A 15,259-nucleotide genomic window follows, 5' to 3' on the forward strand; every position below is an offset into this window, starting at 1 on the left:
GGTGCGCGCACGATGTCGCCGGCCCGGCGAAGCGACTTGGCGAGAACGGGGTTGCGGTACTGGGTGGCCACCGGTCAGGCGCCCTTGGCCGGGACGACCTGCAGATACACCAGGGTGAGGATGAGGTTCACGAAGAACAGCACCAGGAAGGTGATGACCACCGATTGGTTCACCGCTTCACCGACTCCTTTCGGACCCCCTTTGGGATGCAACCCCTTGTACGCGGCGATCACACCGGCGATCAGGCCGAACACCAGCGCCTTGATCTCACCGATCCACAGGTCGGGCAACTGCGCCAGCGCGGAGAACGAGGCGAGATAGGCGCCCGGCGTGCCGCCCTGCAGCAGCACGTTGAAGAAGTAACCGCCCGCGATGCCGACCACCGAGACCAGGCCGTTCAGCAGCAACGCAACCAGCGTCATGCCGAGCACCCGGGGCACCACCAGCTTGGCCACCGGATCGACGCCGAGCACCTCCAGCGCGTCGATCTCCTCACGGATGGTGCGCGAGCCGAGGTCGGCGGCGACCGCCGAACCCGCGGCACCCGCGATGATCAGCGCCGTCACCACCGGCGCCGCCTGCTGCACCGTGGCGAGCACGCTCGTTGCGCCGGTGAAGGATTCGGCGCCGAGCTGCTTGATCAGCGAACCGGTCTGCAGCGCCACCACCGCGCCGAACGGGATAGCGACGAGTGCGCTGGGCAGGATCGAGACGCTGGCGATGAACCAGGACTGCTGGATGAACTCCCGCCACTCGAACGGCCGGCGGAACGTCTTGCGCAACACGTCCACGAACAGCGCAAAGATGTTGCCGGCCTGGCCGAACCCCGACTCCAGTGGAGTCCGCAATCGCGCCAGGGAGGAATTCACGATCGCAGATGTTACCCGTTAGTTGTGTTGTGTCGAGTCGTGGTCTCGTACGCGCCGCCCTGGTAACCACCCAGGTCGCTGTTGTTGTACGCCAAGACCTGGGTCTCGTCGTTCTGATCAAGTGACTCGCGAATCGCGGTCTGCGCCGCGTGCGGCAGGGTGTGCATGATCTCGCGGACCCGCTCCTTGCGGCGCAGCACGGCCTGACGCACCGGCATGCCGGGGGTGGCCTGCATCTGCGGAATGATGCCCTCGACCTCTTCGGCGCCGCCGTGGTGATGCCCGGCGTCGAACATCGCTTGCTCGCGCGCCATCTGGGCCTCGTCCTTCTCCTCGGACATGCCGATCGGGCCCTGCATGCGCCCGTTGAGGAACTGCTTGACCACCGGCTCGTCGGAGGTCAGCAGCACCTCGCGCGGACCGAACATGACCAGCTGGCGGCGGAACATCATGCCGATGTTGTCCGGCACGGTGCGGGCCAGGTTGATGTTGTGCGTGACGATGAGGATCGTCGCGTCGATCTGCGCGTTGATGTCGATCAGCAACTGGCTGATGTAGGCGGTACGCACCGGGTCGAGGCCGGAGTCCGGCTCGTCGACCAGGATGATCTGCGGATCGAGCACCAGGGCACGGGCCAGGCCCGCGCGCTTGCGCATACCGCCGGAGATCTCGCCGGGCAGCTTGTTCTCGGCGCCGAGCAGACCGGTCAGCTCCAGCTTCTCCATGACGATCTTGCGAATGTCGGATTCGGACTTCTTCGTGTGCTCACGAAGCGGGAACGCGACATTGTCGAAGAGATTCATCGAGCCGAACAGCGCGCCGTCCTGGAACAGCACGCCGAAGAGCTTGCGAATCTCGTAGAGCTCCTTGTTGGAGCAGGTGGTGATGTCCGTGTCGCCCACGTAGATCGAGCCGCGCTCCGGGCGCAGCAGGCCGATCAGCGACTTCAGAAAGACGGACTTGCCGGTACCCGACGGGCCAAGCAATGCGCTGACCTCACCGGTCGGCAAGGTCAGGGAGACATCCTGCCAAATTCGCTGGGATCCGAAGGACTTGGTAACACCTTCGGTTCTGACCTCGACGCCCACGCCAACCTCCACAATTTCTCAGCGAGCTGCCCACCGGCGAACCGCGTGCTGGGTCAAGCGGTGTGTCACGTCACAGTGGGTCGGGCCACTGTATCCCAAGACCGAGACGACGCACACCCCAACCTGACTGAAGAGTAACCCCGTTTCATGTGGTATTTCCTGATTGTTCGCGCGGGCCGCCGTAAACAGCAAACAGGCGGCCCCCGAAAAGGGGACCGCCTGTCGGGCGATTCGGTCGCGGAATTACTTGACCGAAACCTTGGCGCCGGCGTCTTCCAGCTTCGCCTTGGCAGCCTCGGCGGCATCCTTGGCAACCTTCTCCAGGATGGCCTTCGGGGCACCCTCGACGAGGTCCTTGGCTTCCTTCAGGCCCAGGCCGGAGACGATCTCGCGGACCACCTTGATGACCTGGATCTTCTTGTCGCCCGCACCCTCGAGGATGACGTCGAACTCGTCCTGCTCCTCGACGGCCTCGGCAACGGCGCCCGGGCCGGCGGGGCCCGCGACGGCGACCGGAGCGGCGGCGGTGACCTCGAACTTCTCTTCGAACTTCTTGACGAAGTCCGACAGCTCGAGCAGGGTCATGTTGCCGAAGGTCTCCAGCAGTTCGTCAACGTTGGCCATGATGTTGTTCCTTTCGGTAGTTGTTGTCTATGAGGGCGAGCCGCGCGCGAATCACCCGCACGGGGTTATTCAGCGGCAGCGGCGGTGTCGCCACCGGCTTCGGCCTGCTTCTTCTCGACGAGCGCGGCGGCAAGGCGAGCCACCTGCGACGCCGGAGCGTTGAACAGACCGGCGGCCTTGGCCATGTTGCCCTTCATCGCACCGGCCAGCTTGGCCAGCAGGACCTCGCGGGACTCCAGGTCGGCGATCTTCTCGACCTCGGACACGGACAGCGGTGCGCCGTCCATGTAGCCGCCCTTGATGATGAGCGCCTTGTTGTCCTTGGCGAAGGTCTTCAGGGCCTTCGCCGCGGTAACCGGCTCACCACTGATGAAGGTGATCGCGGTCGGTCCGACGAACAAGTCGTCCAGGCCCTGCACGCCCGCCTCGGCGGCAGCGCGCTTGACCAGGGTGTTCTTGGCGACGGAGTACGTGGCTTCGGCGCCGAGCGCACGACGCAGCTCGGTGAGCTTGCCGACCGACAGACCACGGTATTCCGTGACCACGGTGGCGGTCGAGCTCTTGAACTGCTCCGCGATCTCCTCGACCGCAGTGACCTTCTCGGGTTTTGCCATACTTCGCCTCCTCTCTGATGGTCGGTTCGAACGAACTACCGGGTCAGGGGACGGCGACAAAACAAACGCCCCGGACGCAAGGCGTTCCGGGGCGCACAACAATCACACGGCCTCGGTTCTCCCTGCGTGGGCCGCCGGCAATGTCGCCGGACCTTCGACCGAACCCATGCGGGCTCGACGACCAACGGTCTTCGGTAGAACGGATTTGGGTAGGAATCGAACTAGTCGATAACTGTTGTCCAATGTACCTGGACCCACCCCCAACTGCCAAAACGGGGTGCTCCCACGACGAATCGGGACCATTCAGCGCTCGAATTGTTGTGTCTCGAATCACATTCACTATCCGGATGTGGCTGAGATCGCCCCTCTTAGCCGTTACCTAAGGTGACAGTTACTGTTTGACTGCTTGACTATGGCAACCTCCATAGTCGATCCACCGGTGCTGCTGGAACGACGTAACCAGCGCTTTCTCGCCTTGGCCGTGATCTGCCTCGCCGAGCTGCTCGTCGTTCTGGACAACACCATCGTGAACGTGGCACTCCCCTCTATCGGGGTGCAGCTGCAAACCGGCGTCAGCGGCCTGCAATGGGTCGTCGACGCGTACACCCTCACCTTCGCGGGCCTGTTGCTCGCCTTCGGCAACCTCGGCGACCGGCTCGGCCGCCGCCGGATCATGATGGTCGGCCTGGTCGGCGTGGGCGCCATGTCGGTCGCGGGCGCGCTGTCCGGCTCGATGGGTGGCGTGATCGCCGCGCGCGCCGCGATGGGCGTATTCGCCGCGGCCGTCTTCCCGGCGACGCTGGCGCTGATCATCAACATCTTCCGCGACAAACGCGAACGGGCCCTCGCCATCGCGGCGTGGACGGCCATGGCCGGGTTCGCCATCGCGATCGGGCCGATCTCAGGCGGCTGGCTGCTGGCCCACTTCACCTGGCACTCGGTTTTCTGGATCAATGTGCCGCTGGCGCTCATCGCGCTCGTCGCCACCCTGCTCTGGGTGCCCGAATCCCGGGCCACCCAGGTCGGCAGGCTCGATCTGCCCGGTATCGGGCTGTCCATCGCGGGCATCACGCTGGTGGTGTGGTCCATCATCGAGGCGCCGCGCTTCGGCTGGCTGTCCAGTACGACACTGAGCACCGGTGCGCTCGGCGTCGCCATGCTGGCCGCGTTCATCATCTGGGAATTACATACTCCCGCACCGATTCTCGATATGACACTGTTCCGCAATCGGCGATTCTCGATGCCCGCCTTGGCGATTGCGATCTGCTACTTCTCGATGTTCGGTTTCCTTTTCCTCATCACCCAGTATTTCCAAGGGGTGCGGGAATACACGCCGCTCGAATTCGGCATCGCCTCATTGCCTTTCGCGTTTTCGGTAGCGATCGGCGCGCCCATTGCCACCCTGCTCGCCCAGCGGTTCGGGCCGACGCCGGTCATCGTGACCGGGCTGCTGAGCACCGGGCTCGGGTTGTATCTGGGCGGGCAGGTGACGGTGGACAGCCCCTACCTCACCGATGTGCTGCCCTCGATGGTGTTCATGGCGCTCGGCGTCGGCATCGTGCAGGGACCGGCCACCGAGTCGATCATGGGATCGCTGCCGCTCAACGAGGCGGGTGCGGGGTCCGCGGTCAACGACACCACCCGCGAGATCGGCGGCACCCTCGGCGTCGCGGTGCTCGGTTCGATCGTGGCGTCGTACTACACGACCAGGATCGCCCCGCGGGTAGACGCGCTCCCGACCACGTTGATGAGCGAGAACGAGCGGGGTCTGGTCAAATCCAGTCCGCTCAGCGTGCTGGAGATCCGCAAGCGCCCACTGCCACCGTTCTTCGAGAGCCAGCGCGAAAACCTCATCGTGGCAATGAAAACGGCGGCGCTCGAAGGCTCGCATACCGCCTCGCTCGTCGCGGCGGGTGCAGTCGTGGTGTGCGCGGTGATCGTGGCGATATTCCTGCCGTGGGGTGCGCCGGAGGGTGAGTCGGTCCTGCTCGCGTGGCGGAAAGAAGCTGAGCCCCAAGAGGATCCGGTCAACTGACCGCACGCGGACGTAGGTCGGAATCCGGAAGGGTTCCGGCCTTCGCCGGTATCAGTGCGCTGTTCTGGCCACCAGATTGTTCAGTGCTTCGATTGCACCACTGCGGAATTCGGTAGTGCCGACCAAGCCGTCCGGTCCGACGTCGTCCCGGCCGACCGGCAGCCGGGCACAACCGTCGGGGTCGACGTCGGCACCCACGTAACCGAGGACGAGCGCCAGTGTCGCGGCGGCCCCTTCACCCCGGTCGGGTGCGGCCACGTTGATCCATGCGGTGGGCTTTTCGTAGAGGTCGGCGCTGCCGACGGTCCAGTCCAGCAGATTCTTGAGGCTGCCAGGCAGCGTGCCCGCGTATTCGGGGGTGCAGAACAGCACCGCGTCGGCCTGCGAAAGCTGTTCGCGCAGTGCGAGAACCGACGGATGTGCGGTGCCGTCGTAATCCGGGTTGAAAGCAGGCAGGTCGGCAAGGCCGCCGAACCAGCGCACGTCGACCTCGGCCGGCGCGAGCGCCTGCACTGTGCGCAACGCGGCGGAATTGGTCGACGCACCGCGAGTGCTACCGGAGATGAGCAGGACAACCGTCACCGCTGTACCAACCATGCCGGACCTGGAAATAGTCCGATACCGGAAAAGCACAAGGGCGGGAACGCGTAATGCGTTCCCGCCCTTGCGGACTCTGTCCAGGTGCTACTTACGCGTCCTCGTCCAGGAGGTTGCGGGTGCGGTTCGGGTCCACCGGGATGCCCGGTCCGGTGTTCGTCGAGACCGTCACCTTCTTGACGTAGCGGCCCTTGGCGGTCGACGGCTTCACACGCAGGATCTCCTCCAGCGCGGCACCGTAGTTCTCCACCAGCTTGGCGTCGTCGAAGGAGGCCTTGCCGATAACGAAGTGCAGGTTGGCCTGCTTGTCGACGCGGAAGTTGATCTTTCCGCCCTTGATCTCGTTGACGGCCTTGGTCACGTCGTTGGTGACCGTGCCCGTCTTCGGGTTCGGCATCAGGCCACGCGGTCCGAGGACACGCGCGATCCGGCCGACCTTGGCCATCTGGTCCGGGGTGGCGATCGCGGCGTCGAATTCGAGCCAGCCGCCCTGGATCCGCTCGATCAGGTCCTCGGCGCCGACTGCGTCCGCACCGGCGGCTTCGGCCTCGGCGGCCTTCTCACCGGCCGCGAACACGATGACGCGGGCGGTCTTACCGGTGCCGTGCGGCAGGTTGACCGTGCCACGCACCATCTGGTCCGCCTTACGGGGATCCACGCCGAGACGAACGGCGACCTCGACGGTCGCGTCGGTCTTGGTGGTGGCGGTCTCCTTGGCCAGCCGCGCTGCGGCGAGCGGGGAGTACAGGGTGTCGCGATCGACCTTCTCGGCCGCGGCGAGATACGCCTTGCTTCGTTTTGCCATAATTCTCTGTCCTTAAGTGTCTGGTTCAGCCGTGGTTTGCGGGCCTGGCCGGCCCTCCCACCTGGAGCTGCGGAGGCTCAGCCCTCGACGGTGATGCCCATCGAACGCGCGGTACCCGCGATGATCTTCGCCGCCTGATCGATGTCGTTGGCGTTCAGATCTTCCTGCTTGGTCTTGGCGATCTCGCGCACCTGATCCATGGTCACCTTGGCGACCTTGAGGCGGTGCGGCTCAGCCGAACCCTTCTGCACACCGGCGGCCTTGAGCAGCAGCCGAGCGGCGGGCGGGGTCTTCAGCTTGAAGTCGAACGAGCGATCCTCGTAGACCGAGATCTCGACCGGAATGACGTTGCCACGCTGCGACTCGGTCGCGGCGTTGTACGCCTTGCAGAACTCCATGATGTTGACGCCGTGCTGACCGAGCGCGGGACCCACCGGAGGGGCGGGGTTCGCCTGGCCGGCCTGGATCTGAAGCTTGATGATCCCGGCGAGCTTCTTCTTCTTGGGGGGCATCTTTCTTTCCTAGGTGTCTGTTTTCCTTGCTCTTTGCAAGTGCTGGTGTTGCGGTCCGCAGCCGGGCGGATGCCGTCGGCCGCTCACGTAACAGGACTAAATCTTCGCAACCTGGGTGAAGCCGAGCTCGACCGGGGTCTCGCGGCCGAAGATCGACACGAGCACCTTGAGCTTCTGCTGCTCGGCGTTGACCTCGGAGATGCTGGCGGGCAGCGTCGCGAACGGGCCGTCCATCACGGTCACCGACTCGCCGACCTCGAAGTCGACCTCGATGGTCGGCTTGGACACCGACTCGGCGGCGGACTCGGCCGAACCCGCGGCACCGGCGGTGGCGGCGGCCTTCTTCTGCTGGGCGGCGGGGACCAGGAACTTCACCACGTCGTCGATGGACAGCGGCGACGGGCGCGAGGTGGCGCCGACGAAACCGGTGACACCGGGGGTGTTGCGCACGGCGCCCCAGGACTCGTCGTTGAGTTCCATCCGGACCAGGATGTAGCCGGGCAGCACCTTGCGGTTGACGTTCTTGCGCTGGCCGTTCTTGATCTCGGTGACCTCTTCGGTCGGCACCTCGACCTGGAAGATGTACTCCTCGAGGTCCAGGTTCTGCACGCGGGTCTCGAGGTTGGCCTTCACCTTGTTCTCGTAACCGGCGTAAGAGTGGATGACGTACCAGTCACCGGGGGCGCGACGCAGCGCGGCCTTCATTTCCGCGACCGGGTCGGCGGGCTCTTCGTCGATCGGAGCGGCCGCAGCGGCCTCGTCGATCTCCGACGCGGCGCCCTCGGAGTCCACGTCCTCGGAGTCTTCGACGGTCGTGGCGTCGTCGGTCGTGGGATCCACCACCGCGTCCTCGACCGGGAACTCTTCGTTTGTGTCGTTCTCCGGGGTGCTCACTGGGGCACTCGCTTCCTGTGTCGTCACGTACATCCTCTGCGTGCCGGGGCCGGGCGCGCGGCGGAACTACTCCACCCGTGTCCGCCCCGGGATCGGCCGGCGGCGTCGGCGTCGATCTCTAGCCGAACAGCCAGTTGACACCCTTGATGAACGCCACATCCAACCCGCTGATGAACGCGACCATGAAGATCACGAACACCAGAACAACGCTCGTATAGGTGACCATCTGCTTCCGGTTGGGCCAGATCACCTTGCGCAGTTCCGCGACTACTTCACGCAGGAACTTGATCAAACGCTTGAACGGATTAGCCGTCTTCGTGCGTTCGGCCCGATCGGTCTTGGCTGCCTTGCGCGACGAAGGCCGATCGAGTGTGGCGATCGAACCTGTGTCGGACGACGCACCGCGAGTCCGCCGGGCGGAACGCTTGCCGCTCGGCCGGGCCACCGCGGCGGTGTCATCGCCGTCGTCGGTCGCATGCGCGCCGTGGCGAGAATCCCGCTCGTCGACCACGTCGATCCTTTCGTCGCTGGCATGCTGGTTCTTTTCGAGCGACCTGCATGCAGTCGCTGCGGAAAGGCAGGGGCGACAGGACTTGAACCTGCAACCTGCGGTTTTGGAGACCGCTGCTCTGCCAGTTGAGCTACGCCCCTTCGGCTGGACCGTATCGGCTGTCCAACCACTGTTCGGTATTCAGTTGTAGAACTCCGGTGCCACCACATGACACGCGCGCTGCTTTCGCAGTCGCCGGCCCCGTGGGCGAAACCTTGACGGCTTCACCTGGAACCAGCCCTACAGAGCAGCGCGCAGCGGCTGGTGACCCCAGAAATCCGAGTGTACGTTACCGCCCGCGTCGATAGCCAATCAGGGTCAGGCGACCAGGTCAGGCTGTATCCAGTTGGCCTGATCGGGGCCCTGCATGGTCACGCAAGCTACCGCCTCCGGGCCTGATCCTCTCAGGCCAGTTGCACGGTTGCCGTCGCGCGCCCGAAGATCTTGCGCCCCGCCGACTTCGCCACGATGGCGACGACCGCGGTCCGCGTCTCCGGATCCACCGACTTCACTTTACCGGTGTACTCGATCTCGGCGGCCTCGTCGGTGCCGACGTAGACCGGGCTGGTGAAGCGGACGTTGTACTCCTTGACCGCGCCGGGATCGCCGAGCCAGGAGGTGACGAAGCCGCCGCCGAGGCCCATGGTGAGCATGCCGTGCGCGACCACGTTGTCCAGGCCGACGAGCTTGATGACCTCGTCGCTCCAGTGGATCGGGTTGGCGTCGCCGGAGACACCGGCGTAGTTCACCAGGTCGCCGCGGGTGAGCCGGACGATGCGGGCGGGCAGTTCGTCGCCGACCGCGATGTCGTCGAAGCTGATCGCATGCTTGCTCGGCGTGATCTCGGGCACCGTGGCCGGCTGCACCGGCGCGGCAACGACATTGGCGCGCGGCTTGTGGTCCGGTGCGTCCTCGCCGATGCCGTGCATCAGCACGTTGCGCACGGTGTCGTTGAGGTTCGGGTCGATGTCGCCGCCGCTGCGGCCGATGAGCGTGGTGTAGGTGGTGAGCACCAGCTCGTCGTTCTGCGCGGTGACGATGTTCTTGGTGACGATGATGTCGCCGCCGAAGGCCTGCCGGAACGAGTGCAGGTAGACATCGCAGACCAGCTGGTCGCCGACCTTGATCGGCCGGTGGAACTCCAGGATCTGGTCGGTCTGCAGAATCTGGCTCAGGTCGTAGCCGGTGACAATCTGCTCGAAGAGCTTGCGCTGGGCCAGAATGCCGACCAGGGAGATGAAGGTCAGCGGCGCGAGCAGGCCGTCGTAGCCGTACTCCTGCGCGAGGTCCTCGTCCCAGTGCACCGGGTGGTAGTCCTGCACGGCGCGCGCGTATTCGCGCACCTTCTCGCGGCCGACCTCGTAGTAGTCGTCGACGCGGTAGTGGTGACCGACCATCGAGGCCGCGTGCGCCGCGGGGTCGAAGGTCTCGACCGCCTGAACCGCTTCGTCTGTACCGGTGTTGATTGTCACGGGAGGACTGTACCTATCTGACCCCGAGCCCGGAGTCGGCGGAGCGTTCACGAGCGGGCCTCGCTAGCGCGCGGCTTCCGTCGTGACCGCAGTGGCGGCTGTGACTCTCGTTCCCTCGCTATTGCTCGCTCACCTACCGCACCCGACCGCGAAAATGCGTCAGGGCCGGACAAACGTCCGGCCCTCGCACTGTCACGATCCGAGATTGCCGGGAGCAATCAAACTCCCAGCGCCGATCCACGCGGCAGCATCACGCGTGGCGGACTAGCGGGATTCTTTGTGTCCCCGGTGCGTGCCGCAGTTCGGGCAGAACTTCTTGAGTTCCAGCCGATCCGGGTCGTTGCGCCGGTTCTTCTTGGTGATGTAGTTGCGGTGCTTGCACTGCTCGCAGGCCAAGGTGATCTTTGGCCGGACATCGGTGGACTTCGCGGCCACGATATTCCTTCTTTCGGGTCAACCAGTTGGTCTGATCGGTTTTGGTAGCGATGGCCGGACTTGAACCGGCGACACAACGATTATGAGTCGTTTGCTCTACCGACTGAGCTACACCGCCACGGGGTCGCATTGCTGTGGTGCGGCGCCCCGGCTTCCACCAGAGTGGAAACTATATGCGATGCCGAGTCGGTCACCACCGGCAATCCGGCGAGCCCCCTAACGGAATCGAACCGTTGACCTTTTCCTTACCATGGAAACGCTCTGCCGACTGAGCTAAGGGGGCATGACTACTTCCGCACCAGGACTAGAACGTTGGACCCCGGCGCGGCGAAGTCTTGAACGAGGTTACACACCCAACGGTCAGAGCTCCAAACCGGGTGGTCAGGAGCCTTTTTCCGGAGATCATCCGGGCCGAGCACGGCATCGAGAGCGGCCGGCGGACCCGGTAAGCACGAAACCCCCGCGGATCGAAGTCGATCCACGGGGGTTCCGGGTGGCAGATGTAGGATTCGAACCTACGTAGGCTTTCGCCGACGGATTTACAGTCCGCTCCCATTGGCCGCTCGGGCAATCTGCCGTCGCGCTCTCGGCGCGAAAAGCAGAATACATCCACCCCCCGCCCTGATTGCAAACCGGCTGGCCATCGGCCATGCGGCGGGACTACGGTCACGCTCCGGGGTACAACTAACGTGACCGATCAACCGGTCGAGCGAGCAGTTAGACCGCCAGGACAGGAGCGAAGTGTGGCCGATTCGTCATTCGATGTCGTCAGCAAGGTCGAACGTCAGGAGGTCGACAACGCCCTGCACCAGGCCGAGAAGGAGCTGACCACCCGGTACGACTTCCGTGGCACCGGCGCGGCCATCGAGTGGTCCGGCGAGGACAAGATCGTGCTGACGGCCGAGGCCGAGGAGCGGGTCAAGGCGGCGCTGGAGGTGTTCAAGGAGAAGCTGATTCGCCGCGACATCTCGCTCAAGGCGTTCGACGCCGGCGAGCCGGTCGCCTCCGGCAAGACCTACAAGATCACCGGAACACTGGTGCAGGGCATCGACACCGAGCATGCGAAAAAGATCACCAAGAAGATCCGCGACGAGGGCCCGAAGGGCGTGAAGGCGCAGATCCAGGGTGAGGAACTGCGGGTGAGCAGCAAGAAGCGCGACGACCTGCAGGCCGTCATCTCGCTGCTGAAGGGCGAGGATTTCGGCATCGCCCTGCAGTTCGTCAACTACCGCTAGCGAGTGGCCTAGGGCTTCGGGCCGCCCGCCATTTCCTCCAGGCGAGCGATGCGCTCGGCCATCGGGGGGTGCGTGGAGAACCAGCGGGCGGCACGCTCGCCCGCTCGGAACGGGTTGGCGATCATCAGGTGTGACTGGGCGGTCAATTGCGGCTCAGGCGGCAACGGGGCGGCTTGCACGCCGCGCTCCAGTTTGCGCAGCGCCGAGGCGAGGGCGAGCGGGTCGCCGGTGAGTTCGGCGCCGGACTGGTCCGCCTGATATTCGCGGGAGCGGGAGACGGCCAGCTTGATCAGGCTCGCCGCGATCGGCCCGAGCAGCGAAACGAGCAGCACGCCGAGCATGTTCGGGCCTTCGCCGTTGCGATTGCCGCCGAACGCGGAGGCGAAGAAGGCCAGGTTGGCCAGGCCGGAGATGACCGCGGCGAGCGCGCCTGCGACCGACGAGATCAGGATGTCGCGGTTGTAGACGTGCGATAGCTCGTGGCCGAGCACGGCCCGTAGCTCCCGCTCGTCCAGGATCTGCAGGATGCCGCTGGTACAGCAGACCGCGGCGTGCCGGGGACTGCGGCCGGTGGCAAAGGCGTTGGGGGCGTTGGTCGGGCTGATGTAGAGCCGCGGCATCGGCTGGCGCGCGGTGGTCGCCAGCTCACGCACGATCCGGTAGATCACCGGCGCTTCCAGCTCGCTGACCGGTTGCGCGTGCATCGCCTTCAACGCGAGTTTGTCGCTGTTGAAGTACGCGTATGCGTTCATGCCGACGGCGAGCAGGATGGCGATGATCAGGATCGTCGGGCTGCGGAACGCCGCGCCGGCGAGCACGATCAAGGCCGACAGGCCGACCATCAGTCCGAAGGTCTTCAACCCATTCGCGTACCCGTGCCCGTGCATCGGTCTCCTTGCCCACTCCCCCGAACGTTGAGTGTTGACAACGGGTCAACGATAGAAGCACGAAGCAAAGTTCCTGCTGAACTCAGCCGACGCGCTCGATCGTGTAGCGCACGAGGTGTTCGAGGGCGTCGTTGGCGGGTCCGGCGGGCAGCGCGGAGAGTTCGGCGTGCGCGATGTCGGCGAAGCCTTGCAGCTTCTCCTTGGCCAGCACCATGCCGTGCGAGCGGGACAGCAGGTCGAGGGCTTCCTCGACCTCGGCGTCGGTTTGCAGCGGGTTGGCGAGCAGTTTGCGCAGGCGGTCGCCGTCGGCGCCCTCGTCGCGCAGCGCGTACAGCACCGGCAGCGTGTGCACGCCCTCGCGCAGGTCGGTGCCGGGGGTCTTACCGGACTGCTCGGCGGCCGAGGAGATGTCGATGATGTCATCGGAGATCTGGAAGGCGGTGCCGACCGCGTCACCGAGGCGGGCCAGCCGCTCGACGTGCTCGGTGCCCGCGCCGGAGAAGGTGCCGCCGAAGCGACCGGCGGCCGCGATCAGCGACCCGGTCTTCTCCCAGACGACGCGCAGGTAGTGCTCGACCGGGTCCTGGGATTCGCGGGCGCCCATGGTCTCGCGCATCTGGCCGGTGACCAGTTCGGCGAAGGTTTCGGCGATGATGCGGACCGCATCGGGGCCCAGCGTCGAGGTGAGCCGGGAGGCGTGGGCGAACAGGTAGTCGCCGGCCAGGATCGCGATGTTGTTGCCCCAGCGCGAGTTCACGCTCGGGGCGCCGCGGCGCATGGTGGCCTCGTCCATCACGTCGTCGTGGTACAGCGTGGCCAGGTGCACGAGTTCGACAACGGTGCCCGCGGTGATCAGCGCGGGATCGGTCGGGTTCGGGCCGAGCTGGCCGGTGAGGATGGTGAACAGCGGACGGAACCGCTTGCCGCCGGCTTTCGCCAGGTGCAGCGCCGCCTCCTGCAGGAAGTCTTCGCCGTCGGACAGCTCGTCGACCAGGAGCTTCTCGACCTCTTCCAGGCCGTTGCGCACGGTCGCCGCGAGTTCGGTGTCGACGAGATCGACCCCGGCCACCACGGTGCTCTCGTCCTTCACAGCCGATGTGCTCATTTCTTCTCCCACCGATCCGTCCGACCCCACGATAGAGAACCTAGCGTGTCCCCAGCGGATGGCCCATGAACACCGTCACTATGCGGTGTATCAGACACTTTCGCACACCATTTTCCGCGCGCCGCGCCGACCCGCGTGGCGGCTGACGCGCCCGCCGTCGACACGAACAAGATTGCCCTGCAAGTATTGAGCGCATGGGTTCACCGGAAGTCACTCCCGCGGGCGGGGACGCGCTGCCCAGCAGGGCCGAGGTCCTGGTCGTCGGTGCCGGTCCGGCCGGATCGGCCGCGGCCGCCTGGGCCGCGCGGGCCGGGCGCGACGTGGTGCTGCTCGACTCCGCCGTCTTCCCCAGGGACAAGACCTGCGGCGATGGGCTGACCCCGCGCGCGACGGCCGAGCTGGAACACCTCGGGCTCGGCGATTGGCTGCGCGCGCACACCGTCAACCACGGTTTGCGGATGACCGGCTTCGGCAGGGAGGCCCTGCTGCCCTGGCCCGCCGGATCGTTCCCGACATACGGAAGTGCCGTCCCACGAACCGAACTCGACGACAAGCTGCGCGAGACCGCGGTGAAGTCCGGCGCGCGGATGATCGACGGCAGCAAAGTGGTCGATGTCACCCGCGACGGCGACCGGGTCACCGGTGTGACGGTGCGAACCGCGACCGGCACGCACACCATCGGCTGCACGACGCTCATCGTCGCCGACGGGGTGCGTTCGCCGATCGGACGCCTGCTCGGCCGCACCTGGCATCGGCAGTACGCCTACGGCACGGCGGCCCGCGCCTACATCAAGTCCGGCCGCAGCGACGACCAGTGGATCACCTCGCATCTCGAGCTGCGCGACGCCGACAACGTGCTGGTCCCCGGCTACGGCTGGGTCTTCCCGCTGGGCAACGGCGAGGTCAATATCGGGGTCGGCTCGCTGGCCACCGAGCAGCGCCCGTCGCATATCGCGCTGAAGCCGCTGCTGGAGCACTATACGAAGCTGCGCTTCGACGAATGGGAGTTCGAGGGTTCGCTGCGCGCGGTGGCCTCGGCGCTGCTGCCGATGGGCGGTGCGGTGTCGAATGTGGCGGGCCGCAACTGGGTGCTGGTCGGTGATGCCGCGGGCTGTGTGAACCCGTTGAACGGCGAGGGCATCGACTACGGCCTGGAGGGTGGGCACATGCTGGCCGGGTTGCTGGACGAACCGGACCTCACCCGCATCTGGCCCGAGCTGCTGCGCAAGAAGTACGGGCGGACCTTCTCGGTGGCGCGGCGGATCGCCGGACTGGCCACCCATCCGCGCATGGTGCCGATCGGCGGGCCGCCGGTGATGCGGTCGAAGTACCTGCAGCGCACCGCGGTCCGGGTGATGGGCAACCTGGTGACCGACGAGGATGTGGATCTGACCGCGCGGGCCTGGCGGGCAGCGGGGCGGATGTCGATGCGCGCCGACGACCTGCCGCCCTTCTCCTGATCCCCAGACCTGCGCTTTCCCTGAGTCGGCGGCATGAGCGACCGGTAGGCTGAGCCTGCCTTTGCCCTCGTGACGAC

16 protein-coding genes and 4 tRNA genes are annotated in these 15,259 nt (G+C 65.7%); 3 read left to right on the forward strand and 17 right to left on the reverse strand.

Annotated elements, in window-relative coordinates:
• Positions 1-74: 74 nt before the first annotated feature.
• The 4 genes from DBO33_RS38995 to rplJ form a co-directional block, all read right to left on the reverse strand.
• A complete protein-coding gene (locus DBO33_RS38995) occupies positions 75-869 on the reverse strand; it encodes an MlaE family ABC transporter permease (RefSeq protein ID WP_107659493.1) in 795 nt (264 codons plus the stop codon).
• 11 nt (positions 870-880) lie between these two features.
• Positions 881-1,957 (reverse strand): ABC transporter ATP-binding protein, encoded by a 1,077-nt coding sequence (locus DBO33_RS39000; RefSeq protein WP_107659494.1) that lies wholly within the window; start codon positions 1,955-1,957, stop codon positions 881-883.
• A 243-nt stretch (positions 1,958-2,200) separates the two neighbouring features.
• Positions 2,201-2,581, reverse strand: coding sequence for a 50S ribosomal protein L7/L12 (rplL, locus tag DBO33_RS39005; protein WP_107659495.1), 381 nt, complete (start codon positions 2,579-2,581; stop codon positions 2,201-2,203).
• Positions 2,582-2,646: 65 nt separating this feature from the next.
• A complete protein-coding gene (gene rplJ / locus DBO33_RS39010) occupies positions 2,647-3,195 on the reverse strand; it encodes a 50S ribosomal protein L10 (RefSeq protein WP_107659496.1) in 549 nt (182 codons plus the stop codon).
• 412 nt (positions 3,196-3,607) lie between these two features.
• On the opposite strand from rplJ, the gene DBO33_RS39015 reads away from it, so the two are divergent.
• The gene (locus DBO33_RS39015) at positions 3,608-5,230 is read left to right on the forward strand and encodes an MFS transporter (RefSeq protein ID WP_107659497.1); all 1,623 of its coding nucleotides are present in this window, start codon (positions 3,608-3,610) and stop codon (positions 5,228-5,230) included.
• 51 nt (positions 5,231-5,281) lie between these two features.
• Here the strand turns inward: DBO33_RS39015 and DBO33_RS39020 are convergent, their stop codons facing one another.
• From DBO33_RS39020 to DBO33_RS39070, 11 genes are all read right to left on the reverse strand, one after another.
• The gene (locus DBO33_RS39020; protein ID WP_199856892.1) at positions 5,282-5,812 is read right to left on the reverse strand and encodes an NADPH-dependent FMN reductase; all 531 of its coding nucleotides are present in this window, start codon (positions 5,810-5,812) and stop codon (positions 5,282-5,284) included.
• Between the two features lie 106 nt (positions 5,813-5,918).
• On the reverse strand, positions 5,919-6,632 hold the full coding sequence (gene rplA / locus DBO33_RS39025) for a 50S ribosomal protein L1 (protein ID WP_107659499.1): 714 nt from the start codon (positions 6,630-6,632) through the stop codon (positions 5,919-5,921).
• A gap of 77 nt (positions 6,633-6,709) precedes the next feature.
• Positions 6,710-7,144 (reverse strand): 50S ribosomal protein L11, encoded by a 435-nt coding sequence (rplK, locus tag DBO33_RS39030; RefSeq protein ID WP_107659500.1) that lies wholly within the window; start codon positions 7,142-7,144, stop codon positions 6,710-6,712.
• A 96-nt stretch (positions 7,145-7,240) separates the two neighbouring features.
• Positions 7,241-8,038, reverse strand: coding sequence for a transcription termination/antitermination protein NusG (nusG, locus tag DBO33_RS39035; protein WP_371865773.1), 798 nt, complete (start codon positions 8,036-8,038; stop codon positions 7,241-7,243).
• A gap of 118 nt (positions 8,039-8,156) precedes the next feature.
• Positions 8,157-8,549, reverse strand: a complete 393-nt coding sequence (secE, locus tag DBO33_RS39040; RefSeq protein WP_159080734.1) for a preprotein translocase subunit SecE — start codon at positions 8,547-8,549, stop codon at positions 8,157-8,159.
• A 67-nt stretch (positions 8,550-8,616) separates the two neighbouring features.
• Positions 8,617-8,689, reverse strand: a tRNA-Trp gene (locus DBO33_RS39045).
• A gap of 303 nt (positions 8,690-8,992) precedes the next feature.
• The gene (locus DBO33_RS39050) at positions 8,993-10,054 is read right to left on the reverse strand and encodes a fused (3R)-hydroxyacyl-ACP dehydratase subunits HadA/HadB (protein ID WP_107660977.1); all 1,062 of its coding nucleotides are present in this window, start codon (positions 10,052-10,054) and stop codon (positions 8,993-8,995) included.
• A gap of 270 nt (positions 10,055-10,324) precedes the next feature.
• The gene (rpmG, locus tag DBO33_RS39055) at positions 10,325-10,495 is read right to left on the reverse strand and encodes a 50S ribosomal protein L33 (RefSeq protein WP_014988500.1); all 171 of its coding nucleotides are present in this window, start codon (positions 10,493-10,495) and stop codon (positions 10,325-10,327) included.
• A 42-nt stretch (positions 10,496-10,537) separates the two neighbouring features.
• A tRNA-Met gene (locus DBO33_RS39060) sits at positions 10,538-10,613 on the reverse strand.
• A gap of 92 nt (positions 10,614-10,705) precedes the next feature.
• A tRNA-Thr gene (locus DBO33_RS39065) sits at positions 10,706-10,778 on the reverse strand.
• A gap of 211 nt (positions 10,779-10,989) precedes the next feature.
• A tRNA-Tyr gene (locus tag DBO33_RS39070) sits at positions 10,990-11,072 on the reverse strand.
• Between the two features lie 166 nt (positions 11,073-11,238).
• On the opposite strand from DBO33_RS39070, the gene DBO33_RS39075 reads away from it, so the two are divergent.
• Positions 11,239-11,730, forward strand: coding sequence for a YajQ family cyclic di-GMP-binding protein (locus DBO33_RS39075; protein ID WP_135233588.1), 492 nt, complete (start codon positions 11,239-11,241; stop codon positions 11,728-11,730).
• An 8-nt stretch (positions 11,731-11,738) separates the two neighbouring features.
• Here DBO33_RS39075 and htpX read toward each other — a convergent pair whose 3' ends face one another.
• Positions 11,739-12,617 (reverse strand): zinc metalloprotease HtpX, encoded by an 879-nt coding sequence (gene htpX / locus DBO33_RS39080; RefSeq protein WP_107659504.1) that lies wholly within the window; start codon positions 12,615-12,617, stop codon positions 11,739-11,741.
• 82 nt (positions 12,618-12,699) lie between these two features.
• Complete coding sequence (locus DBO33_RS39085) at positions 12,700-13,722, reverse strand: polyprenyl synthetase family protein (protein WP_107659505.1); 1,023 nt, start codon at positions 13,720-13,722, stop codon at positions 12,700-12,702.
• A gap of 194 nt (positions 13,723-13,916) precedes the next feature.
• Between DBO33_RS39085 and DBO33_RS39090 the strand changes: the two genes are divergently transcribed.
• On the forward strand, positions 13,917-15,182 hold the full coding sequence (locus DBO33_RS39090) for a geranylgeranyl reductase family protein (protein WP_107659506.1): 1,266 nt from the start codon (positions 13,917-13,919) through the stop codon (positions 15,180-15,182).
• Positions 15,183-15,259 lie beyond the last annotated feature (77 nt).

It is taken from the genome of Nocardia suismassiliense (genome assembly GCF_900269665.1).
In the GTDB taxonomy this organism is placed as follows: Bacteria; Actinomycetota; Actinomycetes; order Mycobacteriales; family Mycobacteriaceae; genus Nocardia; species Nocardia suismassiliense.